The organism is Enterobacter cloacae complex sp. S2, assembly GCF_015159675.1.
Classification (GTDB): Bacteria; Pseudomonadota; Gammaproteobacteria; order Enterobacterales; family Enterobacteriaceae; genus Enterobacter; species Enterobacter intestinihominis.
Genome location: NZ_JADDTS010000028.1, coordinates 1 through 25,355, shown reverse-complemented (window position 1 = coordinate 25,355; position 25,355 = coordinate 1). Strand labels below are relative to the sequence as shown.

The following is a 25,355-nucleotide window of genomic DNA, read 5'->3' as shown; positions in this document are numbered from 1 at the left end:
GAGAAGATGACGACATTACTTAACCCGTATTTTGGTGAGTTCGGTGGGATGTATGTCCCACAAATCCTGATGCCCGCGCTGCGCCAGCTGGAAGAAGCGTTCGTGAGCGCACAGAAAGATCCGGCGTTTCAGGCGGAGTTTACTGACCTGCTGAAAAACTACGCCGGTCGTCCGACTGCGCTGACAAAGTGCCGCAACCTGACCGAAGGCACTAAAACTACGCTGTATCTTAAGCGTGAAGATCTGCTGCACGGTGGCGCGCATAAAACTAACCAGGTGCTTGGCCAGGCGCTGCTCGCGAAGCGGATGGGTAAAACCGAAATCATCGCCGAAACCGGCGCGGGGCAGCACGGTGTGGCCTCAGCGCTCGCCAGCGCCCTGCTCGGTCTGAAATGCCGCATTTACATGGGGGCGAAGGACGTTGATCGCCAGTCGCCAAACGTGTTCCGTATGCGTCTGATGGGGGCGGAAGTGATCCCGGTGCACAGCGGTTCTGCCACGCTGAAAGATGCCTGTAATGAAGCGCTGCGCGACTGGTCTGGCAGCTACGAAACCGCCCACTACATGCTCGGTACCGCCGCGGGCCCGCACCCGTTCCCGACCATCGTGCGTGAATTCCAGCGCATGATCGGCGAAGAGACTAAAGCGCAGATCCTCGAAAAAGAGGGTCGCCTGCCGGATGCGGTGATCGCCTGCGTTGGTGGCGGATCTAACGCCATCGGCATGTTTGCCGATTTTATCGACGAAACCAGCGTTGGGCTGATTGGCGTTGAGCCTGCCGGCCACGGTATTGAAACGGGCGAGCATGGTGCGCCGCTGAAGCATGGCCGCGTGGGGATCTACTTCGGCATGAAGGCCCCGATGATGCAGACCGATGAAGGGCAGATTGAGGAGTCTTACTCGATCTCTGCCGGGCTGGATTTCCCGTCCGTAGGGCCGCAGCACGCGTTCCTGAACAGCACCGGCCGCGCGGATTATGTCTCCATCACCGATGACGAAGCGCTGGAGGCCTTCAAAACGCTGTGCCGCAATGAAGGGATCATCCCGGCGCTGGAGTCTTCCCACGCTCTGGCGCACGCGCTGAAAATGATGAAGGAAAACCCGGAAAAAGAGCAGCTGCTGGTGGTAAACCTTTCCGGTCGCGGTGACAAAGATATCTTCACCGTTCACGATATTCTGAAAGCACGAGGGGAAATCTGATGGAACGCTACGACAACGCATTTGCACAACTGAAAGCTCGCCAGGAAGGCGCCTTCGTTCCCTTCGTGACGCTGGGCGACCCCGGCCCGGAGCAGTCGCTGAAGATTATCGACACCCTGATTGATGCCGGTGCCGACGCGCTGGAGCTCGGTATTCCGTTCTCCGATCCGCTGGCGGATGGCCCGACCATTCAGAACGCAACGCTACGCGCGTTTGCCGCGGGCGTGACGCCGAGCCAGTGCTTTGAAATGCTGGCGGCGATCCGTCAGAAGCACCCGACCATTCCGATCGGCCTGCTGATGTACGCCAACCTGGTGTTCAGCCGCGGTATTGATGCGTTTTACGCAGAGTGCGCCCGCGTGGGCGTTGACTCCGTGCTGGTGGCTGACGTGCCCGTTGAAGAGTCTGCGCCATTCCGTCAGGCGGCAATGCGCCACAACGTCGCGCCGATTTTCATCTGTCCACCGAATGCCGATGACGATCTGTTGCGCCAGATTGCCTCTTACGGACGAGGTTACACCTACCTGCTCTCCCGTGCGGGCGTCACCGGTGCGGAAAACAAAGCCGCGCTGCCGCTGCATCATCTGGTGGAGACGCTGGCAGAATACCATGCTGCACCGCCGCTTCAGGGCTTTGGCATTTCTTCACCGGATCAGGTTACTGCGGCGATTGACGCGAAAGCCGCCGGAGCCATTTCCGGTTCGGCTATCGTGAAAATTATCGAGAAGAACGTGGATAAGCCAGAGCAGATGCTGGCTGAGTTACACGCATTCGTCACATCCATGAAAGCGGCCACGCGCAAGGCGTAACCGTTAACACCGTCTGGCCCCGGCGTCAGGCGGTTTTCCCTTCTCTCTTCCTGAAAGAAGCAGGTCAAAATTGATCCTGTCGATATTTTCGGTGTGAATGACTTTCCAAACTTTCGCGTAAGCGTATGATCTGGGCTCTTTTTAGCGTTACCCTTCTGAGTTCAGAGGTTATTCATGTCATGGCATTCCTTCAAACAGACTTACCTGGTTAAGTTCTGGTCACCTGTTCCGGCCGTTATCGCGGCAGGCATTCTCTCTACTTATTATTTCGGTATTACCGGCACCTTCTGGGCTGTTACGGGCGAGTTTACTCGCTGGGGTGGGCAGCTATTACAGCTGGCAGGCGTCCATGCCGAAGAGTGGGGCTACTTCAAACTGATCCATCTTGAGGGCACACCGCTGACCCGCATCGACGGGATGATGATCATTGGCATGTTCGGCGGCTGTTTTGCGGCCGCGCTGTGGGCCAACAACGTTAAGTTGCGCATGCCGAAAAGCCGCATCCGCATTATGCAGGCCGTGGTCGGCGGCATCATTGCCGGGTTTGGCGCCCGCCTGGCGATGGGCTGTAATCTGGCCGCGTTCTTTACCGGTATTCCGCAGTTCTCGCTGCATGCCTGGTTCTTTGCCGTCGCCACCGCCATCGGCTCCTACTTCGGTGCTAAATTCACCCTGCTGCCGCTGTTCCGCATTCCGGTGAAAATGACGAAAGTTAGCGCTGCCTCTCCGTTAACGCAAAAACCCGATCAGGCGCGTCGTCGCTTCCGCCTCGGTATGCTGGTCTTTTTTGCCATGGTTGCCTGGGCGATTTGCACGGCGATGAATCAGCCAAAACTCGGCCTGGCCATGCTGTTCGGCGTCGGTTTTGGTCTGCTGATTGAACGCGCGCAGATCTGCTTTACCTCCGCGTTTCGCGATATGTGGATCACCGGACGAAGCATGATGGCGAAGGCGATCATTGCCGGTATGGCCGTGAGCGCGATCGGTATCTTCAGCTACGTTCAGCTCGGCGTGGAACCGAAAATCATGTGGGCGGGCCCAAATGCCGTCATTGGCGGGCTGCTGTTTGGTTTTGGCATCGTGCTGGCGGGCGGGTGTGAAACCGGCTGGATGTATCGCGCTGTGGAAGGCCAGGTGCATTACTGGTGGGTGGGTCTGGGTAACGTGATTGGCTCTACCATTCTGGCCTACTACTGGGATGACGTCTCTCCGGTACTGGCAACAAACTGGGACAAGGTCAACCTGCTGAATACCTTTGGTCCACTCGGGGGGCTCCTGGTGACCTACGCCCTGCTGCTTATCGCCTTCTTACTGGTTGTTGCACAAGAGAAGCGCTTCTTCCGACGCGCCACCGCCAAAACTGAAACTCAGGAGAATGCCGCATGAAAGAGATCGTGCCTGATTATCGTCTCGATATGGTGGGTGAACCTTGCCCTTACCCGGCCGTCGCCACGCTTGAAGCGCTACCGCAGCTAAAGAAAGGTGAAATTCTGGAAGTGGTGAGCGATTGCCCCCAGTCGATCAATAACATTCCTCTTGATGCCAAAAATCACGGCTATACCGTGCTGGATATCCAGCAGGACGGACCAACCATTCGTTATTTAATTCAGAAGTGACTTCACGATCGAAAAAGGCCTCTCAGAGGCCTTTTCTAGTTTACTGGCTTTGGCCACCGTCGTCGTCTGAGCTTCGGCAGGCATGAATGAATGGTGAGACGTGTTCCGCAAACGGAACAGATAGCACCGTGAGGTAGGCTATGTGCTGGGCTGAACGTCGTGAACTGAAACTGTTTACCTGCACAAACCGGACACTCAAATTTGATGTTGGGGATATCCCCTCCAGCCAGGTGTATGGAACAACCACCATACAGCAATCACCGGCTGACAGGGGATATATCTTCTGTCAGAAACGATAGCCTGCTGAGAACATAAATACCCACGGATCCAGTCGGGTATTGATACTTTGCTGCTGCCCGCCAGCTTTAAAGCGCACGTCCGTATCAATGTCCATATACCAGACCGAGGCGTTGATCAGCCAGTCACGGTTAATCAGATAATCCAGACCAACCTGCCCCGCCATACCCCACGAGTCTTTCAGGCTGAGATCGGAGAGCCCGGCCTTTTTACCGGTATCGTTAAATTTCTCATCAAAGAAGGTGGTGTAGTTAACCCCTGCACCAATATAAGGGCGCACCTTGCTGCTGGAATCGCCGAAGTACCACTGCGCCATCAGCGTTGGTGGCAAATGGTGAACCGTGGCAATGTCCCCGGTCGGTCCTAAACCGACGCGGTGACGGAATGGCGTGGCGGCTAAAAGCTCGACGCCAACGTTATCCGTTGCCATATACGTAAACGTCAGGCCTAACTGGGTGTTATTGCTGACGTTAAACCCGCCCATACCCAGTACATTATCGGACCCTTCCGTTGGACGTACCGTTGCCGAACCGGCACGAATAAAGAATTCGCCTGCTTCATGCGCGTACGCGCCGCCAGAGAGACTGCTTAAGATAAGGGCTGCCACCGCTAATTTTTTCATATCCGCTCCATCGTTGTGGTTTTAATTGCGGAGGAGAATATACTCACAAATGAGTAATAAGTGATCTAACACAGATCACATTAAAACCAGTAAGTTAACATTCATTGATCTAGGTTAATTTTTGGTGACGCCTCATAAAGCAATAAGTTGTTACCGCGTCAATTTTTGGCATTTCATGGTTACAAAATTTTCTGTTTTCCCTCTCTTGCGCTTCCTGTAGCGGCTGGATAATTTATCGCTCTCACAATGTGATTTGATGCGTTCTACTTTTGCAGGTGTGCCATGAGTGATCATAACCCGTGCATGACGTGCGGAGCCTGTTGTGCGTATTTTCGAGTCTCGTTCTACTGGGCTGAAGCCAGCGATGGCGGCGGCACCGTTCCGGTTGATCTCACTGAACCCTTAACCCCTTTTCTGCGCTGTATGCGCGGCACCAACCAAAAACAGAGCCGCTGTGTGGCACTGCAAGGTGAGCCTGGGGTATCCACCCGCTGTTCCATTTACGCGGATCGCCCCAGCCCGTGTCGCACTTTCGCGATGTCGGGAAAGGATGGGCAGGTCAATGAGGCATGCAATCGCGCCCGCGCCCGCTATGGATTACCGCCGCTTTACAAAGATATGCTTTTCCATACAAGCCTTGATGCTGCCACCAGCGTGTTATCCGGTGTACAATTGCCGGCTAATTAACACCTGCAATACTCAAGGAGAGTGCATGTCTATCACGGCGAAGTCTGTCTACCGTGACACGGGAAATTTTTTCCGCAATCAGTTCATTACCTTTTTACTGATCGCGTTGTTGTGCGCCTTTATTACGGTGGTGCTGGGTCATGCGTTCTCACCCAGTGATGAACAGATTGCCACGCTGAGCCAGGGGGAAAATCTTGCAGGCAGCGCAGGGTTGTTTGACCTTGTGCAGAATATGACGCCAGAGCAACAGCAAATCTTGCTGCGCGCATCTGCGGCATCTACCTTCTCGGGCCTGATTGGCAACGCCATTCTGGCGGGTGGCGTGTTGCTGATGATCCAGCTGGTGTCTGCCGGCCAACGCGTCAGCGCGTTACGTGCAATCGGGGCCAGCGCTCCGGTGCTGCCAAAACTGTTTATCCTCATCTTCCTGACCACGCTGCTGGTCCAGATGGGGATAATGTTGGTTGTCGTTCCGGGCGTGCTGCTGGCTATCGTGCTTTCATTCGCGCCAGTAATGGTTGTGCAGGACAAAATGGGCATTTTCACCGCCATGCGCAGCAGCATCAGGCTCGCATGGGCCAATATGCGACTGGTCGCCCCGGCCGTTATCAGCTGGCTGCTGGCCAAAACTCTGCTGTTGCTGTTTGCGCCGAATTTTGCGGTGTTAACGCCAAACGTCGGAGCGGTTGTCGCCAATACGCTGAGCAATCTGATTTCAGCCGTGCTGCTGGTCTATTTGTTCCGCCTGTACATGTTAATTCGTCAGTAACTGGGATCGCAGAATGAAGCAGTTTCTTGATTTTTTACCGCTGATCGTATTTTTCGCTTTTTATAAGCTGTACGACATTTATGCCGGCACGCTGGCGCTGATTGTGGCAACGGCTGTGGTGCTGATTTACAGCTGGGTTCGCTATCGCAAAGTTGAAAAGATGGCGCTCATCACCTTCCTGATGGTGGCGGTGTTTGGAGGTCTGACGTTGTTCTTCCACAATGATGAATTTATCAAATGGAAGGTCACGGTGATTTACGGCCTGTTTGCGGGCGCACTCCTCATCAGCCAGTGGGTGATGAAGAAGCCGCTGATCCAGCGCATGCTGGGGAAAGAACTGACCCTGCCACAGGCTGTGTGGGGGCGTCTAAATATCGCCTGGGCGCTATTTTTTATTCTGTGTGGTCTGGCGAATATCTATATCGCATTCTGGCTGCCGCAGAATATCTGGGTCAACTTCAAGGTGTTTGGCCTGACGGCGCTGACTCTTATCTTCACCCTGCTCAGCGGCGTTTATATTTATCGCCACATGCCGCAGGATGACAAGCACTGATCCTTCTGGCCAGATCGCCACGCGGTCTGGCCTCTTTTCCCGCCTTCTCTTTTCTCTACACCCTTCCTGCGAAAATGTCTGAATCATGAAGATTTTATGGAGTTTGCTGTCACTTTATTGTAATGAGAATGACTATCATTAATATTCGTCATCGCATTTTTAACAAATGGAAATGAGTTGATGAATAACATAATAAGATTTGCCCCGGCTACACTTACGCTCGCCATTCTTTCAACGCTTTATCAGAGCGCACACGCAGCGGAAGATCCTCTCGCCGATGGTGAAACAATGGTTGTTCAGGCCACCGCTGAAGAGGCGCTGAAGCAACAGCCGGGGGTATCCATCATCACGGCAAAGGACATAGAAAAGGATCCACCGGTTAACGATCTTTCAGAAATTATTCGCAAAATGCCCGGGGTTAACCTCACCGGAAACAGCGCGACAGGCAGCCGCGGTAACAACCGCCAGATCGACATCCGCGGTATGGGGCCGGAGAACACGCTGATTCTGATTGACGGTGTGCCGGTGACGTCACGTAACTCGGTGCGCTACAGCTGGCGCGGGGAGCGCGACACCCGCGGGGATACCAACTGGGTTCCGCCAGAGATGGTTGAGCGCATTGAAGTGCTCCGGGGACCTGCTGCCGCCCGCTATGGTTCGGGGGCGGCCGGCGGCGTCGTCAACATCATTACCAAACGCCCGACCAACGACTGGCACGGCTCGCTCTCCCTGTACACTAACCAGCCTGAAAATGATAAAGAGGGAGCGACGAAACGCGCTAATTTTGATCTGAGCGGCCCCCTTGCGGGCGATGCGTTAACGATGCGCCTGTACGGGAATATCAACAAAACTGACGCAGATGCTCAGGACATCAACACCGCGCAAAACGGTTCTTACGCCGCCGGACGTGAAGGCGTGCGCAACAAGGACATTAATGCCCTGCTCTCCTGGAAACTCACGCCACAGCAGATTATCGATTTCGACTACAGCTACAGCCGCCAGGGCAATATCTACGCGGGTGATACTCAATACAGCAACAGCAACGTCAGCCCTGACGGTCTGGTGTCGTCCCTGTATGGACACGAAACGAACCGAATGTACCGCCAGTCTTATGGCATTACGCACAACGGCATCTGGGACTGGGGTCAGTCAAAGTTCGGTGTTTATTATGAAAAGACCAACAACACCCGCCTGGAAGAAGGCTCTACGGGCAAAGTTGAGGGGATGATCAATAGCGATAAATACGATACCAGCCGGCTGGAGTCATACCGTTCAACGGGTGAACTGAACATGCCTTTCTTCTGGCTGGTCGAACAGACGCTAACCGTGGGTGCAGAATGGAACCGTGATGAACTGAACGATCCGGCCTCAATGCAGGCGACAAATGTGTCGGGAGAAGTGATTAACGGCGTTCCCGGTACGGCTTCTGAGCGCAACAGCAAAAACAGCGCTGACCTCACTGGCATCTATCTTGAGGACAATATTGAAGCGCGCCAGGGCACCAACCTGATCCCAGGGCTCCGCTTTGATTATCACAATCAGTTTGGCAGCAACTGGAGTCCTAGCCTGAACCTCTCTCAGGATTTGGGTGACATGTTCAAGGTTAAAGCGGGTATCGCTCGGGTATTTAAAGCGCCAAACCTGTATCAATCCAGCGAAGGCTATCTGCTTTCCACCCGCGGCAATGGCTGCCCGAACAACGTTTCCGAAGGAAGCTGTTACCTGTTAGGTAATCCGGATCTGGATCCTGAAATCAGCGTGAACAAAGAGATTGGCCTGGCCTTCGCGCTGGAAGGCTACGAGGCTGGCATAACCTGGTTCCGCAACGATTACAAAAACAAGATTGTTTCGGGAACGGATGTGCTGGGCCAGACAAGCAGCGGCGCAAATATCCTTCAGTGGCAGAACGGAGGAAAGGCTGTTGTTGAGGGGCTGGAAGGCAACCTCACCGTCCCGGTTATTCGCGACACGCTAACCTGGCGTACCAATGCGACGTATATGATTCAGTCTGAAAGTAAGGACACCGGCAACCCTCTGTCGATTATCCCAAAATATACCGTCAACACGATGCTCGACTGGCAGGTTAACAGCAAACTTTCAGCGAACCTTAGCTGGACGATGTATGGCCGCCAGAAGCCAAGAGAAAATGCTGAAATCCGCAAAGAGCAGAATGCGATGTCAGATAAAGAGATTGGCGCCTATTCCATCGTTGGGATCGGTAGTAACTATCAACTGACAAAAGATCTCCGCCTGAATGCCGGGATCAGCAACCTCTTTGATAAGCAAATTTACCGAGAAAATGACGGTGCATCGACCTATAACGAACCAGGCCGTGCGTATTACGCCGGCGTGACCCTGTCCTTCTGACCCTCTGGCGCCTGCTCTGCGGGCGCTAACCCTATTCTCTCCAGCCAGAAATCATAGTAGCATCCCGCCTGAAGTCTTCAGTTACGAGTTTAAAACAATGACAACAAATGACGCCCCACAGGGCGAACTGGTTTTACGCACACTGGCAATGCCTGCGGATACGAATGCCAATGGCGATATTTTTGGTGGCTGGTTGATGTCGCAGATGGATATGGGCGGTGCAATCCTGGCAAAAGAGATTGCACACGGGCGCGTGGTGACAGTCCGGGTCGATGGCATGACCTTCCTGCGCCCTGTCGCGGTGGGGGACGTGGTGTGCTGTTACGCACGCTGCGTAAAACGCGGCAATACGTCTGTCTCCATCAACATTGAAGTATGGGTGAAAAAAGTCTCTTCTGAGCCGATTGGTCAGCGCTATAAGGCGACGGAGGCATTATTTATCTATGTGGCGGTGGATAGCGACGGTAAGCCCCGCCAGCTCCCACGGAGCTGATCCTCAGGTAAAAAAAAGCCTCCTTGCGGAGGCTTCTTTTATTCCATCTGTGCCCCGCCGTTCAGGCGGAAGACAATGTTCACAATCAACCCATTGCCGGGTTTACCGGCTTCATAGCGCCACCTGCGCATGGCCGATTTAACTTCGCGTTCAAACATATTCGCCGGCTGTGCGGACAGGATTTCCACGTTATCGACACGTCCATCGGCCGTAACGTCGAATTTCACCCGTACACGCCCTTCAATACGTAACGCCTGAGCACGTGCCGGGTACTGCGGCTGGTTACGGCTCAGCGCGCGCGGGCCCGCGGGCGCCGTTACCGTCGGTTTTGTCGCGGTCGTGGTGTTATTCATCAGCGGACGTGACGGGGCGGCATTTTCAACCGGCTGCGTGGCGCGTGGCTCAACCGGACGCACTTCGCGTTTCGGACGCTCTTCCACCTTTTTGACCGGCTTGGGTTTTGGCTTCGGCTTAGGTTTCGGCTCCGGCTTATGGATCACTACCGGTGCTTCTTTCGGCGGTTCAGGAACCGGCTCGGGCTCTGGCTCCGGCTCGGGTTCAACAACGGGCTGTGGCGGCGGCGGCGCAACCTGCGGCGGCTCAAGATCCGCAGGCGATACCATGGTCACAGAAATTGGCTGCGCTGGCGCCGGCATTTCAATAACCTGATGAACCGAGGTATAGAGCAGACCCGCCACGACAGCACCGTGAATAACGACGGAAAGCAGCGTCGGCCATGGAAAGCGGCGAGGTAAATCAAGGGTCATCGAAGTCATAATCATCAACGTTAAAAAACCGAACCTCGATTTTAAATGCAAATAGCAATCATATTCAATAAGACACTTTGTCCTGGCGCAATTTAAGCGTACATGAGGGCAAAAAAGGGGCATCCAGATCAGGGTTTTAACATTGTTATTATCTTTACATTGCAGTCATTTGTGCTTTCACATAACGTAATTGTCACTTTTACCGGTTAAGGAGCTTTGCCGTGCTTTACGTGATTTACGCTGAAGATGTACCTGATTCTCTGGAAAAACGTCTTTCCGTTCGCCCTGCTCATCTGGCGCGTTTACAGTTGCTACAGGATGAAGGTCGGTTGCTGACCGCAGGCCCGATGCCTGCCGTTGACAGCAACGATCCGGGCGCGGCGGGTTTTACCGGCTCCACGGTGATTGCCGAGTTTGAATCTCTGGAAGCCGCGCAGGCCTGGGCAGAAGCAGACCCGTACGTCGCAGCCGGCGTGTACGAGAAAGTCACGGTTCGTCCGTATAAAAAAGTATTCTGAAACGAAAGGCTCCCTCGGGAGCCTTTTCTTCATTCAGTGCAGCGACGCCAGCCTCGCCGCAAATCCGACAAACAGCAGACCTATCAGCCCGTTCCCCAGCTTCGCCAGTTTCTTTTTGGTTTTGAGGTAACGCGTGACAAACGCGCCTGAGAAAATCAGGAAGCTCATGTACATGAAGCTGATCAGCTCAAGCGTTGTGGCGAGGATCAGGAACGACGAGCCGGTATTCTTCGCATTGACATCAATGAACTGCACGAAGAACGACACGTAAAAGAGAATCGCTTTCGGGTTCGTCAGGCTCAGCACCAGCGAACGCTTAAGGATTGCGCTTGCCGGTTCGGCGCTACTTTCGTGCGCATTTTTTTGACGCGTCATAACGGACCAGAGCATTTTTCCGCCCAGCCACAGCAGATAAAACGCGCCCAGATAGCGGACAATATTAAATAAAACCGGAGTGGTCTGGATCAACGCGGCGACGCCCGCCCACGCCAGAAACATCAGCACGGCATCACCAATAAACACACCGGTGGCTGCCAGATAGCCTTTCTTAACGCCGTGGCCAATCCCTGTTTTCAGCACAAACAAGGTGTTCGGTCCTGGAACCAGCACGATAAAAAATGCGCCGACAACATAGGTCCAGAAATTCAGTACACCAAACTCCGCAAACACGTCTCACTCCTTTCGCTCAAAAACAGCGGGGATACCGGTAATTACGGTATCCCCTGAATCAGTTGCGCTATTGTACGCCGTTATAGCCATCAAGATAAGTCGCGGCCAGTTCGTTACCAAATAATAGGGCGTCTTTACTGTCCATGTCCGAAGACCATTTATCCTTCGCGTTACCTGCGAACAATTCCTGCGACTTCGCATTTTCTTTTAGCTGATCGCGAATGCTTTGCGCGTATTCACTGGCTTCAGCCTCAGTCCGCCCTTCCGCGCGGTCAGCTTTGCCACGGGCATAAAGCTCGCGGAACTGCGCCACGTTCAGCTGATAATTTTTCTGCACGCTGGAGGTGTAATTGCCGCCAGTAAAGCTGGACTGATGCGACACGAAATAAAACGCGTGCCGTTCGGGTGAGGTTTTGCTGCTGGCACAACCGCTTAATATCGCAATCCCAAAGAGTGCTGCCATTACTTTTCCGTTCATCCTTTTTTCCTTTAATAAAAATGTATTCCCCATGCGAAAACATAATCTGCCAATGAGGAAAATGACGAAAGTCCTAAATCTTCCCTGAGCGCATCCAGCGCCAAAAGTACAATAAAAATCCAGAGATAAGGATTCATCTTTTAATATCATGACGTTATGGGAAGTTAGTATATCGCGGAAAGCAGATGGGAAGAGACTGCAAAAATTGATAGCCTGGATGTTTAATGGGCACCTTTACGGTGCCCTTCATGCTTTTCAGATGTCCTGGACCGCGAACAACAGCGCGTTACGGTGTCTGTTCAGGCCACATTTTCTGATGGCGTGGATACGCATATTGCGGCGGGATTGTGCTTCCAGCCAACGAGCCTTACGACGACTCACCTGTCGCAACATGCGCCAGCGCCCAACTTCAGTTCTACTGCGCTTCATGTCTACAACTCTTTCTCTAACAGAGATGCCATTATATGCCTAAGCAGGCGGCAAACCAGCGCTTTTATCTGCCGTTTTTATTTGCCAGATGAATCCTGATGCGTAAACTCATAACAATACGCTTTCAAAAGGATTTTTTATTTATGACAACCTTCTACACCGTGGTGAGTTGGCTGGTCATTTTAGGATACTGGCTGTTAATTGCCGGGGTGACGTTGCGCATTCTGATGAAACGCAGAGCGGTACCTTCCGCCATGGCCTGGCTTCTGATTATCTACATTCTGCCGCTGGTGGGCATCATCGCCTATCTCTCTTTCGGTGAACTTCATCTGGGTAAACGCCGCGCCGAACGCGCCCGCGCCATGTGGCCCTCCACGGCGAAATGGCTTGCCGACCTTAAAGCCTGCAAGCATATCTTCGCTGAAGAGAACAGTAGCGTGGCCGCATCTCTGTTCAAGCTGTGCGAACGCCGCCAGGGGATTGCTGGGGTAAAAGGCAATCAGCTGCAACTGATGACCTCTTCTGATGATGTGATGCAGGCGCTGATCCGTGATATCCAGCTCGCCCGGCATAATATCGAGATGGTGTTTTATATCTGGCAGCCGGGCGGCATGGCGGACCAGGTCGCCGAATCGCTAATGGCCGCTGCACGTCGCGGTATCCACTGCCGCCTGATGCTGGACTCCGCCGGCAGCGTGGCCTTTTTCCGTAGCCCGTGGGCAGGCATGATGCGCAACGCCGGTATCGAGGTGGTCGAGGCGCTAAAAGTGAATCTTTTCCGCGTCTTTCTGCGCCGCATGGATCTCCGCCAGCACCGGAAAATGGTTCTGATCGATAACTACATCGCCTACACCGGCAGCATGAACATGGTTGACCCCCGCTTCTTCAAGCAGGATTCCGGCGTGGGGCAATGGATCGATCTGATGGCGCGGATGGAGGGACCGATCGCGACCTCAATGGGCATCGTCTACTCCTGCGACTGGGAAATTGAAACCGGTAAACGCATTCTTCCCCCGCCGCCGGATGGCAATATCATGCCGTTTGAGGAAGCCAGCGGGCACACTATCCACACTATCGCCTCCGGTCCTGGCTTCCCGGAAGATCTGATCCATCAGGCACTGCTGACCGCCGCGTACTCCGCGCGGGAATATCTGATCATGACCACGCCCTATTTCGTTCCCAGCGACGACCTTCTGCATGCCATCTGTACAGCGGCACAGCGCGGAGTGGATGTGAGCATTATTATGCCGCGCAAGAACGATTCGCTGCTGGTGGGATGGGCAAGCCGCGCGTTCTTTAGTGAGCTGCTGGCCGCAGGCGTTAAAATTTATCAGTTCGAAGGCGGCCTGTTACACACCAAGAGCGTGCTGGTGGACGGAGAGCTGAGCCTGGTGGGTACCGTCAACCTCGATATGCGCAGTCTGTGGCTGAATTTTGAAATTACGCTGGTCATTGATGACGCCGGGTTCGGTGGCGATCTGGCAGCGGTTCAGGACGATTATATCTCCCGCTCACGCCTGCTGGACGCCAGACTGTGGGCGAAACGTCCGCTGTGGCAGCGAATTGCCGAACGACTGTTTTACTTCTTTAGTCCGTTGCTGTAAAACGTGCCCAACGATGTTTAACAGGTAGTCATCATGGAAATGGATCTGAACAATCGCCTGACCGAAGACGAAACGCTCGAACAGGCCTACGATATTTTTCTCGAGCTGGCGGTCGATAATCTCGACCCTGCTGACGTCATTCTTTTCAACCTGCAATTTGAAGAGCGTGGCGGTGCTGAGCTGTTCGATCCGGCTGAAGACTGGGCCGAACATGTCGATTTTGATCTCAACCCGGACTTCTTCGCCGAGGTGGTGATTGGCCTTGCAGATGAAGACGGCGGAGAAATTAACGACATCTTTGCCCGCGTCCTGCTGTGCCGCGAGAAAGATCACAAACTGTGCCATATCCTCTGGCGCGAATAATAAAAAAGGCTGCCCGCGCAGCCTTTTTTATTTAATCCGGTAAGGCATTTCCACAGCGGTGACAAAACCGCGCGCCGGGTTCATGATTCCCCTGCTGACAATTCGGACATTTGCGTTGCTGCTTGCTGTTCTGGAAGGCGCTGCTCATATGGGTGGTAATTAACCCCGTCGGAATCGCTATCACAGAATAGCCGATCAGGATAAGAACCGATGCCACAATACGTCCGAGCGGCGTATGCGGGGTAATATCGCCATAGCCCACGGTGGTCACCGTGACGATAGCCCAGTAAACAGACGCATTAAGCGTGGTAAACCCGTATTTCGGCCCTTCGATTAAATACATCAGGGAGCCAAAAACGATCATCACGATAGCAATAAACGAATAGAAGAGAATCAGCTGGTGGCGGGCGCTGACAATGGCAACCCAAAAAACCCGCAGCGACGGCATAAAGCGCAGCAGTTTGAGAATCCGTAACACACGAATCGCCCGCATTGCACGCCAGGCAAACACATAATTCAGGCTGATCTCAGGCCACAGCCACATGACATACAGCGGCAGGATGGTGGCTAAATCAATAAATCCCCAGAAGCTGAAAACGTATTTCGCCGGATTTGGCCAGCTAATGACCCTCAGCACATATTCCGCAGTAAACACCAGCGTGACAATCAATTCCAGCCAGACGAAAACGTGCCACTCCTCATACGTCATGTGGTACTGCGTTCCGGCGCCGGATTCGATAAAGATAATAATGACGCTAATCAGCGCAAATAAACCACACAGACCTTCGAAGCGGCGACCGGAAACCGTTTCAGGATCAAATAAAAGGTGATACAGCCGCTGACGGGCCGACGTGAATAATCGCGACACATTAACCTCGAAAAATAAGGGCTGACATTATGTCAGCCCTTGCGATTATAACGGGTCTACTTTCAGGCAGGAAACCGCATGTCGGAAACTGCCCTCCAGAACCGGCCGTGTTTTTGCACATTCCGGCCCGGCTATTGGGCATCGAGTACGGAATACGCAGCCTGAAGGCGGGTTGATTGGCGAAGGCAGTTCACCTTCCAGAAGCTGAATGGTTTTATTTTTTTCCAGATCGGGGTCCGGAACGGGAACCGCAGACATCAGCGCTTTGGTATAAGGGTGCAGAGGATTGTGGTACACCTCATCATACGTGCCCAGCTCCACGGCGTGGCCCAGATACATGACCAGCACACGGTCCGAAATGTGTTTTACCACCGCCAGATCGTGGGCGATGAAGATCAGCGACAGCCCCATTTCCCGTTGCAGTTTCTGTAGCAGGTTAACCACCTGGGCCTGGATGGAAACGTCCAGCGCCGAAACCGGCTCATCACAGATAATCAGTTTTGGTTCAAGGATCAACGCGCGTGCGATACCGATACGCTGGCACTGACCGCCGGAAAACTCGTGTGGGTAGCGGTTGATGAGGTTAGGCAGCAGACCCACCTTGAGCATCATCGCTTTCACCCGATCGCGAATTTCCTGGCGCGGCATCTTCGGATGATAGGTGCGCAGCGGCTCGGCAATGATTTCGCCAATGGTCATACGCGGGTTCAGGGACGCAAGTGGATCCTGGAAAATCATCTGGATGTCGCTGCGCACGTCGCGCCATTCATCCGGCTTCATCCCCAGCAGATCTTTGCCAAGCCAGGCCACTTTCCCGTCGGTGGCCTTCACCAGGCCGATGATCGCCCGCGCAAACGTCGATTTGCCGCAGCCGGATTCGCCTACCACGCCCAGGGTCTCGCCTTCGTACAGGCGTAGCGTGACGCCATCCACCGCTTTCAGGGTTTTGGCAGGCTGCCAGAACCACTGTTTACCGTCTTTGATATCGAAATGGACCTTCAGGTCAGCGATTTCGAGCAGCACATTTCTTTTTTCGTCAATTGCGTTCATACCAGCTCCTCCAGCGGCTTAAAGCAGGCACGCAGACGGCCTGGGGCAAACGCTTCCAGCGGCGGTGCGCTGTTACAGATTTCCATCGCATGCGGACAACGCGGCTGGAACGGGCAGCCTTTTGGCAGACGCAGCAGGTTTGGCGGGTTGCCCGGGATAGTCAGCAGCGACTCCCCTTCCGCATCAAGACGCGGAACGGCATTCAACAGCCCGATAGAGTACGGATGGGCTGGCTGGTAGAACACATCGCGAGCATTACCGTATTCCATCGTGCGGCCTGCATACATGACTAACACTTTGTCGCAGATCCCGGCAACGACGCCTAAATCGTGGGTGATCATAATGATGGCGGTGTTGAACTCGCGCTTCAGCTCGTTCAGCAACGTCATGATCTGCGCCTGAACGGTCACGTCCAGGGCGGTGGTTGGTTCATCAGCGATCAGCAGTTTTGGCCGGCAAAGCAATGCCATCGCGATCATAACGCGCTGACGCATACCGCCGGAAAACTCGTGCGGATACATGCGCATGCGCTTGCGTGCTTCAGGCATTTTCACCGCATCCAGCATTTTGACGGACTCTTCAAACGCTTCGGCTTTACCCAGCCCCTTGTGGAGCATCAGCACTTCCATCAGCTGTTCGCCCACCCGCATATAGGGGTTCAGGGACGTCATCGGATCCTGGAAAATCATTGAAATCTGCTCGGCGCGCAGCTTGTTCAGCTCATGTTCCGGCAAATTCAGGATCTCTTTCCCGTTAAACGTCGCCGAACCGCCGATCACGCCGTTTGACGCCAGCAGGCCCATCAGCGCGAATGCGGTCTGGGATTTACCGGAACCGGATTCGCCCACAATGCCCAGCGTTTCACCGGCACGCAGGTCGAAGTTGAGATCGTTAACGGCAGTAACATCACCGTCGGGGGTTTTAAACGTCACGCGGAGGTCTTTAACGTCCAGCAGTGCGCTGGTCCGCTGTTGCGCCTGTGGCGCGGTTGCCGTTTCAATAATGGTCATGACGGCGCTCCTTAACGGTCTTTCGGGTCGAGGGCATCACGCAGGCCATCGCCGATAAAGTTGAAACAGAACAGGGTGACGACCAGGAAGCCCGCCGGATACAGCAGTAACCACGGTGACACTTCCATGGAGTTTGCGCCATCACTTAACAGAGCGCCCCAGCTACTCAACGGCTCCTGCGTACCTAATCCCAGGAAGCTCAGGAAAGATTCAAACAGGATCATACTTGGCACCAGCAGAGAGGCGTATACCACCACCACGCCCAGCACGTTAGGAACGATATGACGCACCACAATATTGGCGGTAGAAACGCCGCCAACCTGTGCGGCTTCGATAAACTCCTTACGTTTGAGGCTCAGCGTCTGGCCGCGCACAATACGCGCCATATCCAGCCAGGACACCATCCCGATCGCCACGAAGATTAGCAGGATATTTTGACCAAAGAAGGTCACCAGCAGAATGACGAAGAACATGAACGGGAAGGAGTTCAGGATTTCTAGCAGACGCATCATCACGGAGTCCACTTTCCCGCCGAGGTAACCGGAAAGCGAGCCGTAAAGCGTGCCGACAATCACCGCCACCAGCGCCGCCGCGATGCCAACCATCAGGGAGATACGGCCGCCAATCGCCACACGCACCAGCAAATCACGCCCGGAGGAGTCGGTGCCGAAATAGTGCCCGGATTCCATATCCGGCGCGCTGGACATCATGCCCCAGTCCGTATCGAAATAGGTGAACTGAGAGAGCATTGGTGCCAGGGTTACGAACAGCGCGATAAGCACCAGCACGACCAGGCTGGCAACGGCGGCACGGTTATGCATAAAACGACGGCGGGCGTCCTGCCAAAGGCTACGACCTTCGACCTCCAGCTTTTCACTGAAGTTTTCCAGCGCCTCGCTGTTTTTCTTACTCAACATCATGGCGTGCTCCAGTTAGTAACGGATTTTCGGGTCGATAACGGCATACAGCACATCGACAACGGCATTAAACAGAATGGTCAGCGCGCCCACGAGGATCGTCAGGCTCAGCACCAGCGAATAGTCACGGTTAAGCGCCCCGTTAACAAACAGCTGCCCGATGCCCGGCAGACCATAAATGGTTTCAATCACCATTGAACCCGTGATAATGCCGACGAAAGCCGGACCCATATAGGAGAGTACCGGTAACAGTGCAGGCTTGAGGGCATGACGGAAAATAATCCGGCGCATCGGCAGCCCTTTCGCACGGGCGGTACGGATGAAGTTCGAGTGCAGGACTTCAATCATTGAACCGCGAGTAATACGGGCGATGCTGGCGATGTAGGCCAGAGATAATGCCACCATCGGCAATATCATGAACTTCAGCGCCCCGCCGTTCCAGCCGCCCCCGGGAAGCCATTTCAGGGTTATGGCGAATATCATGACCAGCAACGGCGCGACAACGAAGCTGGGGATAACCACCCCGGTCATTGCGACCCCCATTACGGCGTAATCCCATCGGGTATTTTGTTTTAGCGCAGCGATAACGCCCGCAGTGACACCGAGAACAACGGCCAGGATAAATGCAGCAGCCCCTAATTTAGCCGATACCGGGAAGCTGGACGCCACCAGGTCGTTAACGGAATAGTCTTTATATTTAAATGACGGACCAAAATCACCGTGTGCAAGCTGCTTCAGATAGTTGAAGTACTGCGTGGTGATAGGATCGTTTAAATGGTATTTCGCTTCGATGTTGGCCATAACTTCTGGCGGAAGCGTGCGTTCACCGGTAAAAGGACTGCCCGGTGCAAGACGCATCATGAAGAAGGAAATTGTAATTAGAATAAATAACGTTGGAATCGCTTCAAGACAGCGACGCAGGATAAATTTCAACATTGCCCGTACCTTCTGGCGTGTGCCTGATGAATGTTACAAAATAGACACAGTGGGGCAAGCTCGCTCGCCCCACGTATTGCCATTAATGCTTGATAATATAAAGATTCTTAACGGAAATATTATCCAACGGGTCTTTACCGGTATAACCCCCTACCCATGGTTTCACCAGGCGGGCGTTAACGTAGTAGTAAACCGGAACGATCGCAGAGTCTTTATCGAGCTGTTGTTCTGATTTCGCGTACAGATCGGCGCGCTGGGCGTCATCTGCCACCTTCAGGGTTTCGCCAATCAGCTTATCAAACGCCGGGCTCTTATAGTGTGCGGTATTGTTCGAACTGTCGCTCAGCATGGTGTTCAGGAATGAGGTCGGTTCGTTATAGTCCGCACACCATCCTGCACGAGCCACGTCAAAGGTTCCCTGGTGGCGCGTATCGAGGAAGGTTTTCCATTCCTGGTTTTCCAGCTTCACGTTCACGCCGAGGTTTTTCTTCCAGATTGACGCGACGGCAATAGCCAGCTTTTTATGCAGATCGGAGGTGTTGTACAACAGGCTAAAGGTCAGCGGCTTGTCGGCGGTATAGCCAGCTTCAGCCAGCAGTTTTTTCGCTTCTTCGTTACGTTTTTCCTGGGACCATTTGAACCATTCAGGTTCAACCAGCTTCATACCGTCGGTGTAAGGCGGGGTGTAGCTGTAAGCCGGCAGGTCGCCCTGATTCTTCACTTTATTCACGATAATGTCGCGATCCAGAGCCAGCTTCAGTGCGGTACGAACACGTACGTCGGTGAACGGTGCTTTCTGGTTGTTAATTTCGTAATAGTAGGTGCACAGATACGGATCGACGTGAACTTCTTTAGGGATCTCTTTTTTCAGCTTCTGGAACAGTTCAATCGGCATATTGTTATAGGTCATGTCGATTTCACCGCTGCGGTAGCGGTTTACGTCCGTCACTTCAGAAGAGATTGGCAGGTAGGTGACCTGATTGATAACGGTCTTCGCATTATCCCAATACTGCGGGTTGCGCTCCAGCACCATACGTTCGTTAACGACCCAGTCCTTCAGCTTATATGCACCGTTGGTCACGATATTCGCAGGCTGCGTCCATTTTTCACCAAATTTTTCTACTGCGGATTTTGGTACCGGGGAGACGGACGGGTGAACCAGCAGCTTATAGAAGTACGGAACAGGTTCGCTCAACGTCACTTCAAAGGTGTTGGCATCGATGGCTTTTACGCCCAGGTCGGTAACTGGCTTTTTACCCGTGATGATGTCATCGATATTGGCAATATGGCCATACTGGAGGTAACTCGCATACGGGGAGGCGGTATTCGGATCCGCCAGACGCTGCCAGCTATAGACGAAATCTTCGGCGGTAACCGGCGTACCGTCAGACCATTTCGCATCTTTACGCAGATGGAAGGTCCAGACTTTAAAATCTTTGTTGTCCCATTTTTCCGCCACGCCCGGAGCCGGGTGGCCGTCTACGTCAGTCACCAGCAGACCTTCAAACAGATCGCGGTTAACGTTAGACTCTGGAACACCTTCAATTTTGTGCGGATCAAGAGACTGCACTTCCGCACCGTTATTACGTACCAGCGTTTGCTTCTCAGCCAGCTGAACACCAGCAGGAACGTCCGCAGCCATTGCAGCGTTGCCCGCGATTAGCGCAGTTAAAATCCCCGCCGCTACCAGACTTTTTTTTGTGATGATGGACATTGTGTTGATACTCCACTCATTATAATGACCGGCCTTCGCCAGTTGTGTAATCCCCTGTTGGGGCCTGTACAGCGCAGGAGTTTTTTTTGCTACTGTCAGGTTCTTTTTTTACTTCTTGCTATCACCGACTTCATTATTACTGACCGCTCGTACGGCGGTCTTGCGTCGATTCTTTACACCTCTCCCCTGTCAGAGAGATGGGTTGGATATCTTATGTGAGGGCTATATGAAAATAGTTCTCATCAACTTGTTTAATGCTGCAAAATATAAGGCCGGAAAGTACCAAATGGTGCCAACTCTCGCCAATACATTTTGCAAATTTGTTAAGCATTTCTCTTTTACGATGGCTGGCATAACTATGGCGCCAACCCTGGCTTACGCCGAAATCAACAAAAAGAGATGTAATTCATACAGATAAGAAATTTTGTTGCTACAAACGCGACGACAAAGCTTGGCTGAACGATTTTTCACGATAATTTAACAATTGATTATTATTTAGCACATTCGTCTGAGTCAGCGTCGAAATTACTAATATCATTTCGGTTATCTGTCAGCAAGCCCCAGAGTATCATGTGAGTAAAATAACAGAGGGTTTGAGGGATTTATGCGCGGCAAGGGGAAATGAAAATAAACAACCCCTTGAAAAACAACAGAAGAGGATTATTAGTAGAACTTATTATGACTGGCGCCTATTTCAACTTTATTTATATGATTTGCAGATAATCACGTAAAAAAAACGGAGCCGCTGGCTCCGCTCTTTCAAATGAAAGTCAGTGTACTAACCCGGGGAATATACTTTTAATACCGGTAACGATAAATTCGATGCCCAACGCCATTAACAACAGACCCATGATACGGGTAATCACGTTGATGCCCGTTTGTCCCAGCAAGCGAACCAGCCATGGCGCCATACGAAATACACCCCAGCAGCACAGCGCGAACAGCGCAATAGCGACGGAAAAGCCAATCAGGTGCATCAGGCTGTGGTAGCGCGTTCCCCAGACAATAGTGGAACTGATCGCCCCCGGGCCCGCCATCAGCGGCAGTGCCAGTGGCACGACCCCGATGCTCTCGCGGATAGCTGTCTCTGATTTTTCCTGCTTGTTCTGTTTATCCTCCCCCAGCTTGCCGCTGATCATCGACATGGCAATCGTCACCACCAGGATCCCGCCTGCTATACGGAACGAATCAATCGAGATGCCGAAGACCTGAAGAATGGCGTCCCCGAGATAAAGAGACGTAAGTAGGATGATCGCCACCGACAGGTTTGCCGTCAGGTTGGTTTTATTTCGTGCCGCAGCCGTCTGATAGCTGGTCATACTAATGAAGACAGGGATGATCCCTACCGGGTTAACCAGAGCAAACAAGCCGATAAAAAACTTGAAATATGTAGGGAAATCAAAGAGCGTTTGAATCACATTAAGCTCCGCAATTGAGCATGGCCAGGGAGAAACTGCGTGTCATGATAAATCCGCGCTGAAGATACGCTTTTTAGCCGCATACTTCACCAGAAATCTGTTCTTAAACGTTATCAATTCATGATGTTAAACATTTGTGTAATCAATGACATCGCTGCTTCCAATAGTTACTTAATTATTTAACAGTAGAATAATTAGCACAAAATAACCCTGCTGAAAGGTATCAGCTTAGGACAAAATTGATCTCGATCATAATTTTCGTACTCAGAAGTGAGTAATCTTGGTTACGCCGCCAGGGAGATCACCTATCAAAAAGGTATGATGCTAAGGTAAGGCTCTTTTAGTAAATTAGTGAGCTGGAGCAGTGAGTAATCCTTTGTTTTACTGTGTGTTACGCAAGTGGGATCGGCTCTGACTATACTGTCAGACGTATCGAGCGCTGGTTTACTAAAAGAGTTTAAACATTATCAGGAGAGCATTATGGCTGTTACCAATATCGCTGAACTGAACGCCCTCGTCGAGCGCGTAAAAAAAGCCCAGCGTGAATATGCCAATTTCACCCAAGAACAGGTTGATAAAATCTTCCGCGCGGCCGCTCTGGCTGCTGCTGATGCTCGAATCCCTCTCGCTAAAATGGCCGTTGCCGAATCCGGCATGGGTATCGTTGAAGATAAAGTGATCAAAAACCACTTTGCTTCAGAGTATATCTACAACGCCTATAAAGATGAGAAAACCTGCGGTGTGCTGTCAGAAGACGATACTTTCGGCACCATCACCATCGCAGAACCGATCGGCATCATTTGCGGTATCGTTCCAACCACTAACCCAACCTCTACCGCCATCTTCAAATCTCTCATCAGTCTGAAGACACGTAACGCAATCATTTTCTCCCCGCATCCACGTGCGAAGGACGCCACCAACAAAGCAGCAGATATCGTGCTTCAGGCTGCCATTGCGGCGGGTGCGCCAAAAGATCTCATCGGCTGGATCGACCAACCTTCTGTTGAACTGTCCAACGCACTGATGCATCACCCGGACATTAACCTGATTTTGGCGACCGGTGGTCCTGGTATGGTTAAAGCAGCGTACAGCTCCGGTAAACCAGCCATCGGCGTAGGCGCAGGTAATACCCCTGTGGTGATCGACGAAACGGCTGATATCAAGCGTGCTGTTGCCTCTGTGCTGATGTCTAAAACCTTCGATAACGGCGTTATCTGCGCATCTGAACAGTCAGTTGTCGTGGTTGATTCGGTATACGACGCCGTTCGTGAACGTTTCGCCAGCCACGGCGGCTACCTGTTGCAAGGTAAAGAACTGAAAGCTGTTCAGGACGTAATTCTGAAAAATGGCGCGCTGAACGCGGCTATCGTAGGTCAGCCAGCGTATAAAATCGCTGAACTCGCTGGCTTTAGCGTCCCTGCTACCACCAAGATTCTGATTGGTGAAGTGAAGGTCGTCGATGAAAGTGAGCCGTTTGCTCACGAGAAACTCTCCCCGACGCTGGCAATGTACCGTGCGAAAGATTTCGATGATGCGGTAGAAAAAGCAGAGAAACTGGTGGCGATGGGCGGTATCGGCCACACCTCTTGCCTGTACACCGACCAGGATAACCAGCCTGAGCGTGTTGCTTACTTCGGTCAGAAGATGAAGACGGCACGTATCCTGATCAACACCCCTGCTTCTCAGGGTGGTATCGGTGACCTGTACAACTTCAAACTCGCACCTTCCCTGACTCTGGGTTGTGGTTCCTGGGGTGGTAACTCCATCTCTGAAAACGTTGGTCCAAAACACCTGATCAACAAGAAAACCGTTGCTAAGCGAGCTGAAAACATGTTGTGGCACAAACTTCCGAAATCTATCTACTTCCGCCGCGGCTCTCTGCCAATCGCGCTGGATGAAGTGATTACTGATGGCCACAAACGTGCGCTCATCGTGACCGACCGTTTCCTGTTCAACAATGGCTATGCAGACCAGATCACCTCTGTTCTGAAAGCGGCTGGCGTCGAAACTGAAGTCTTCTTTGAAGTTGAAGCTGACCCAACCCTGAGCGTTGTACGTAAAGGCGCTGAACTGGCGAACTCCTTCAAACCTGATGTGATCATCGCGCTGGGTGGCGGTTCCCCAATGGACGCCGCGAAAATTATGTGGGTGATGTACGAGCATCCGGAAACTCACTTCGAAGAACTGGCGCTGCGCTTTATGGATATCCGTAAACGTATCTACAAGTTCCCGAAAATGGGCGTGAAAGCGAAAATGATCGCCGTCACCACCACTTCCGGTACCGGTTCAGAAGTGACGCCATTTGCCGTTGTGACTGATGACGCAACCGGTCAGAAATACCCGCTGGCTGACTACGCACTGACGCCAGATATGGCTATCGTTGACGCCAACCTGGTCATGGAAATGCCGAAATCACTGTGTGCGTTCGGTGGTCTGGATGCGGTAACTCACGCTCTGGAAGCTTACGTTTCCGTACTGGCTTCTGAGTTCTCTGACGGTCAGGCTTTGCAGGCGCTGAAACTGCTGAAAGAAAACCTGCCAGCTTCTTACAACGAAGGTTCGAAAAACCCTGTTGCGCGTGAACGTGTACACAGTGCGGCAACCATCGCGGGCATTGCGTTTGCTAACGCCTTCCTGGGTGTCTGTCACTCCATGGCGCACAAGTTGGGTTCACAGTTCCACATTCCTCACGGTCTGGCGAACGCCCTGTTGATCAGCAACGTTATCCGCTATAACGCCAACGACAACCCAACCAAGCAGACTGCATTCAGCCAGTATGACCGCCCACAGGCGCGCCGTCGTTATGCTGAAATCGCAGATCACCTGGGTCTGAGCGCACCGGGCGACCGTACTGCCGCGAAGATCGAGAAACTGCTGGCATGGCTGGAGAGCCTGAAGGCTGAACTGGGTATTCCTAAATCTATCCGCGAAGCAGGCGTTCAGGAAGCTGACTTCCTCGCTCACGTAGATAAGCTGTCTGAAGATGCATTCGATGACCAGTGTACTGGTGCTAACCCGCGCTACCCACTGATTTCCGAACTGAAACAGATCCTGCTGGATACTTATTACGGTCGTAACTTCACTGAAAGCGATGTCGCTGCCGTAAAAGTTGAAATCCCCGCAGTTGTAAAGGCTGACAAGAAAGCGAAGAAAAATGCTTGATTGACAGTATGATAAAAAAACCCGCCGCTGGCGGGTTTT

General features: G+C 52.8%; 26 protein-coding genes. 13 read left to right on the top strand and 13 right to left on the bottom strand.

Annotated elements, in window-relative coordinates:
* Positions 1–6 precede the first annotated feature (6 nt).
* The 4 genes from trpB (at position 7) to yedF (ending at position 3,625) form a co-directional block, all read left to right on the top strand.
* On the top strand, positions 7–1,200 hold the full coding sequence (gene trpB / locus IPZ49_RS13975) for a tryptophan synthase subunit beta (protein WP_063136360.1): 1,194 nt from the start codon (positions 7–9) through the stop codon (positions 1,198–1,200).
* Positions 1,200–2,009: a tryptophan synthase subunit alpha gene (trpA, locus tag IPZ49_RS13970; RefSeq protein WP_063413259.1), complete on the top strand. Its 810-nt coding sequence runs from the start codon at positions 1,200–1,202 to the stop codon at positions 2,007–2,009. The genes trpB and trpA overlap by 1 nt, the downstream gene beginning before the upstream one ends.
* A 174-nt stretch (positions 2,010–2,183) precedes the next feature.
* Positions 2,184–3,395 (top strand): selenium metabolism membrane protein YedE/FdhT, encoded by a 1,212-nt coding sequence (gene yedE / locus IPZ49_RS13965; RefSeq protein WP_017384226.1) that lies wholly within the window; start codon positions 2,184–2,186, stop codon positions 3,393–3,395.
* Positions 3,392–3,625 carry a sulfurtransferase-like selenium metabolism protein YedF gene (gene yedF / locus IPZ49_RS13960; RefSeq protein WP_003856774.1) on the top strand — a complete coding sequence of 78 codons (234 nt, stop codon included), beginning with the start codon at positions 3,392–3,394 and terminating at the stop codon, positions 3,623–3,625. Before yedE ends, yedF begins: the two co-directional genes overlap by 4 nt.
* A 286-nt stretch (positions 3,626–3,911) precedes the next feature.
* Here yedF and ompW read toward each other — a convergent pair whose 3' ends face one another.
* The gene (ompW, locus tag IPZ49_RS13955) at positions 3,912–4,544 is read right to left on the bottom strand and encodes an outer membrane protein OmpW (RefSeq protein WP_023303840.1); all 633 of its coding nucleotides are present in this window, start codon (positions 4,542–4,544) and stop codon (positions 3,912–3,914) included.
* A 282-nt stretch (positions 4,545–4,826) separates the two neighbouring features.
* Here ompW and IPZ49_RS13950 point away from each other — a divergent pair, with 282 nt between their 5' ends.
* The 5 genes from IPZ49_RS13950 to yciA all read left to right on the top strand — a co-directional run bounded on the left by IPZ49_RS13950 (position 4,827) and on the right by yciA (position 9,413).
* Positions 4,827–5,231, top strand: coding sequence for a YkgJ family cysteine cluster protein (locus IPZ49_RS13950; protein ID WP_023296724.1), 405 nt, complete (start codon positions 4,827–4,829; stop codon positions 5,229–5,231).
* A 25-nt stretch (positions 5,232–5,256) separates the two neighbouring features.
* Positions 5,257–6,000: a YciC family protein gene (locus IPZ49_RS13945; RefSeq protein ID WP_015570376.1), complete on the top strand. Its 744-nt coding sequence runs from the start codon at positions 5,257–5,259 to the stop codon at positions 5,998–6,000.
* Positions 6,001–6,013: 13 nt separating this feature from the next.
* Complete coding sequence (locus IPZ49_RS13940; protein WP_003856762.1) at positions 6,014–6,553, top strand: septation protein A; 540 nt, start codon at positions 6,014–6,016, stop codon at positions 6,551–6,553.
* A 180-nt stretch (positions 6,554–6,733) separates the two neighbouring features.
* Positions 6,734–8,920 (top strand): TonB-dependent siderophore receptor, encoded by a 2,187-nt coding sequence (locus IPZ49_RS13935; RefSeq protein ID WP_032671613.1) that lies wholly within the window; start codon positions 6,734–6,736, stop codon positions 8,918–8,920.
* 97 nt (positions 8,921–9,017) lie between these two features.
* The gene (gene yciA, locus IPZ49_RS13930; RefSeq protein ID WP_003856759.1) at positions 9,018–9,413 is read left to right on the top strand and encodes an acyl-CoA thioester hydrolase YciA; all 396 of its coding nucleotides are present in this window, start codon (positions 9,018–9,020) and stop codon (positions 9,411–9,413) included.
* 38 nt (positions 9,414–9,451) lie between these two features.
* Here yciA and tonB read toward each other — a convergent pair whose 3' ends face one another.
* Positions 9,452–10,180 carry a TonB system transport protein TonB gene (gene tonB / locus IPZ49_RS13925; protein WP_017384230.1) on the bottom strand — a complete coding sequence of 243 codons (729 nt, stop codon included), beginning with the start codon at positions 10,178–10,180 and terminating at the stop codon, positions 9,452–9,454.
* A 221-nt stretch (positions 10,181–10,401) separates the two neighbouring features.
* On the opposite strand from tonB, the gene IPZ49_RS13920 reads away from it, so the two are divergent.
* Positions 10,402–10,698 (top strand): YciI family protein, encoded by a 297-nt coding sequence (locus IPZ49_RS13920; protein ID WP_003856755.1) that lies wholly within the window; start codon positions 10,402–10,404, stop codon positions 10,696–10,698.
* A 33-nt stretch (positions 10,699–10,731) separates the two neighbouring features.
* Here the strand turns inward: IPZ49_RS13920 and leuE are convergent, their stop codons facing one another.
* From leuE to IPZ49_RS13905, 4 genes are all read right to left on the bottom strand, one after another.
* Positions 10,732–11,367, bottom strand: a complete 636-nt coding sequence (gene leuE, locus IPZ49_RS13915) for a leucine efflux protein LeuE (protein ID WP_063138299.1) — start codon at positions 11,365–11,367, stop codon at positions 10,732–10,734.
* A 67-nt stretch (positions 11,368–11,434) separates the two neighbouring features.
* The gene (locus tag IPZ49_RS13910) at positions 11,435–11,845 is read right to left on the bottom strand and encodes an Exc2 family lipoprotein (protein ID WP_015570374.1); all 411 of its coding nucleotides are present in this window, start codon (positions 11,843–11,845) and stop codon (positions 11,435–11,437) included.
* An 11-nt stretch (positions 11,846–11,856) separates the two neighbouring features.
* Positions 11,857–11,982: a KPN_01571 family protein gene (locus IPZ49_RS23455; RefSeq protein WP_208971014.1), complete on the bottom strand. Its 126-nt coding sequence runs from the start codon at positions 11,980–11,982 to the stop codon at positions 11,857–11,859.
* A gap of 118 nt (positions 11,983–12,100) precedes the next feature.
* Positions 12,101–12,274 carry a YciY family protein gene (locus IPZ49_RS13905; RefSeq protein WP_017384232.1) on the bottom strand — a complete coding sequence of 58 codons (174 nt, stop codon included), beginning with the start codon at positions 12,272–12,274 and terminating at the stop codon, positions 12,101–12,103.
* 143 nt (positions 12,275–12,417) lie between these two features.
* Here IPZ49_RS13905 and cls point away from each other — a divergent pair, with 143 nt between their 5' ends.
* Together cls and IPZ49_RS13895 are read left to right on the top strand one after the other, a co-directional pair.
* Positions 12,418–13,878, top strand: coding sequence for a cardiolipin synthase (gene cls, locus IPZ49_RS13900; RefSeq protein WP_003856750.1), 1,461 nt, complete (start codon positions 12,418–12,420; stop codon positions 13,876–13,878).
* Between the two features lie 33 nt (positions 13,879–13,911).
* Positions 13,912–14,241 carry an HI1450 family dsDNA-mimic protein gene (locus tag IPZ49_RS13895; protein ID WP_003856748.1) on the top strand — a complete coding sequence of 110 codons (330 nt, stop codon included), beginning with the start codon at positions 13,912–13,914 and terminating at the stop codon, positions 14,239–14,241.
* A 31-nt stretch (positions 14,242–14,272) separates the two neighbouring features.
* Here IPZ49_RS13895 and IPZ49_RS13890 read toward each other — a convergent pair whose 3' ends face one another.
* The 7 genes from IPZ49_RS13890 to IPZ49_RS13860 all read right to left on the bottom strand — a co-directional run bounded on the left by IPZ49_RS13890 (position 14,273) and on the right by IPZ49_RS13860 (position 22,154).
* Positions 14,273–15,109 carry an ion transporter gene (locus IPZ49_RS13890; RefSeq protein ID WP_003856745.1) on the bottom strand — a complete coding sequence of 279 codons (837 nt, stop codon included), beginning with the start codon at positions 15,107–15,109 and terminating at the stop codon, positions 14,273–14,275.
* Between the two features lie 45 nt (positions 15,110–15,154).
* Complete coding sequence (gene oppF, locus IPZ49_RS13885; protein WP_017384233.1) at positions 15,155–16,159, bottom strand: murein tripeptide/oligopeptide ABC transporter ATP-binding protein OppF; 1,005 nt, start codon at positions 16,157–16,159, stop codon at positions 15,155–15,157.
* A complete protein-coding gene (locus IPZ49_RS13880) occupies positions 16,156–17,169 on the bottom strand; it encodes an ABC transporter ATP-binding protein (RefSeq protein ID WP_017384234.1) in 1,014 nt (337 codons plus the stop codon). The genes oppF and IPZ49_RS13880 overlap by 4 nt, the downstream gene beginning before the upstream one ends.
* Before the next feature lie 11 nt (positions 17,170–17,180).
* Positions 17,181–18,089, bottom strand: coding sequence for an oligopeptide ABC transporter permease OppC (gene oppC / locus IPZ49_RS13875; RefSeq protein ID WP_003856740.1), 909 nt, complete (start codon positions 18,087–18,089; stop codon positions 17,181–17,183).
* 12 nt (positions 18,090–18,101) lie between these two features.
* Complete coding sequence (gene oppB / locus IPZ49_RS13870; protein WP_003856738.1) at positions 18,102–19,022, bottom strand: oligopeptide ABC transporter permease OppB; 921 nt, start codon at positions 19,020–19,022, stop codon at positions 18,102–18,104.
* 82 nt (positions 19,023–19,104) lie between these two features.
* Positions 19,105–20,736: an oligopeptide ABC transporter substrate-binding protein OppA gene (oppA, locus tag IPZ49_RS13865; RefSeq protein ID WP_003856736.1), complete on the bottom strand. Its 1,632-nt coding sequence runs from the start codon at positions 20,734–20,736 to the stop codon at positions 19,105–19,107.
* A gap of 770 nt (positions 20,737–21,506) precedes the next feature.
* Complete coding sequence (locus tag IPZ49_RS13860) at positions 21,507–22,154, bottom strand: YchE family NAAT transporter (protein ID WP_017384236.1); 648 nt, start codon at positions 22,152–22,154, stop codon at positions 21,507–21,509.
* A gap of 480 nt (positions 22,155–22,634) precedes the next feature.
* Between IPZ49_RS13860 and adhE the strand changes: the two genes are divergently transcribed.
* The gene (gene adhE / locus IPZ49_RS13855; RefSeq protein ID WP_003856730.1) at positions 22,635–25,316 is read left to right on the top strand and encodes a bifunctional acetaldehyde-CoA/alcohol dehydrogenase; all 2,682 of its coding nucleotides are present in this window, start codon (positions 22,635–22,637) and stop codon (positions 25,314–25,316) included.
* The last annotated feature ends 39 nt before the right edge of the window (positions 25,317–25,355 follow it).

Excerpts from the sequence above, each read along its gene's own strand:
- cls (WP_003856750.1), top strand. The coding sequence starts at position 12,418 with ATGACAACCTTCTACACCGTGGTGAGTTGGCTGGTCATTTTAGGATAC.
- IPZ49_RS13910 (WP_015570374.1), bottom strand. The coding sequence starts at position 11,845 with ATGAACGGAAAAGTAATGGCAGCACTCTTTGGGATTGCGATATTAAGC.
- yedF (WP_003856774.1), top strand. The coding sequence starts at position 3,392 with ATGAAAGAGATCGTGCCTGATTATCGTCTCGATATGGTGGGTGAACCT.
- ompW (WP_023303840.1), bottom strand. The coding sequence starts at position 4,544 with ATGAAAAAATTAGCGGTGGCAGCCCTTATCTTAAGCAGTCTCTCTGGC.
- IPZ49_RS13945 (WP_015570376.1), top strand. The coding sequence starts at position 5,257 with ATGTCTATCACGGCGAAGTCTGTCTACCGTGACACGGGAAATTTTTTC.
- tonB (WP_017384230.1), bottom strand. The coding sequence starts at position 10,180 with ATGACCCTTGATTTACCTCGCCGCTTTCCATGGCCGACGCTGCTTTCC.
- IPZ49_RS13895 (WP_003856748.1), top strand. The coding sequence starts at position 13,912 with ATGGAAATGGATCTGAACAATCGCCTGACCGAAGACGAAACGCTCGAA.
- adhE (WP_003856730.1), top strand. The coding sequence starts at position 22,635 with ATGGCTGTTACCAATATCGCTGAACTGAACGCCCTCGTCGAGCGCGTA.
- IPZ49_RS13880 (WP_017384234.1), bottom strand. The coding sequence starts at position 17,169 with ATGACCATTATTGAAACGGCAACCGCGCCACAGGCGCAACAGCGGACC.
- oppC (WP_003856740.1), bottom strand. The coding sequence starts at position 18,089 with ATGATGTTGAGTAAGAAAAACAGCGAGGCGCTGGAAAACTTCAGTGAA.
- trpB (WP_063136360.1), top strand. The coding sequence starts at position 7 with ATGACGACATTACTTAACCCGTATTTTGGTGAGTTCGGTGGGATGTAT.
- IPZ49_RS23455 (WP_208971014.1), bottom strand. The coding sequence starts at position 11,982 with ATGAATCCTTATCTCTGGATTTTTATTGTACTTTTGGCGCTGGATGCG.
- oppA (WP_003856736.1), bottom strand. The coding sequence starts at position 20,736 with ATGTCCATCATCACAAAAAAAAGTCTGGTAGCGGCGGGGATTTTAACT.
- oppB (WP_003856738.1), bottom strand. The coding sequence starts at position 19,022 with ATGTTGAAATTTATCCTGCGTCGCTGTCTTGAAGCGATTCCAACGTTA.
- IPZ49_RS13950 (WP_023296724.1), top strand. The coding sequence starts at position 4,827 with ATGAGTGATCATAACCCGTGCATGACGTGCGGAGCCTGTTGTGCGTAT.
- yciA (WP_003856759.1), top strand. The coding sequence starts at position 9,018 with ATGACAACAAATGACGCCCCACAGGGCGAACTGGTTTTACGCACACTG.
- trpA (WP_063413259.1), top strand. The coding sequence starts at position 1,200 with ATGGAACGCTACGACAACGCATTTGCACAACTGAAAGCTCGCCAGGAA.
- oppF (WP_017384233.1), bottom strand. The coding sequence starts at position 16,159 with ATGAACGCAATTGACGAAAAAAGAAATGTGCTGCTCGAAATCGCTGAC.
- IPZ49_RS13940 (WP_003856762.1), top strand. The coding sequence starts at position 6,014 with ATGAAGCAGTTTCTTGATTTTTTACCGCTGATCGTATTTTTCGCTTTT.
- IPZ49_RS13905 (WP_017384232.1), bottom strand. The coding sequence starts at position 12,274 with ATGAAGCGCAGTAGAACTGAAGTTGGGCGCTGGCGCATGTTGCGACAG.
- IPZ49_RS13935 (WP_032671613.1), top strand. The coding sequence starts at position 6,734 with ATGAATAACATAATAAGATTTGCCCCGGCTACACTTACGCTCGCCATT.
- yedE (WP_017384226.1), top strand. The coding sequence starts at position 2,184 with ATGTCATGGCATTCCTTCAAACAGACTTACCTGGTTAAGTTCTGGTCA.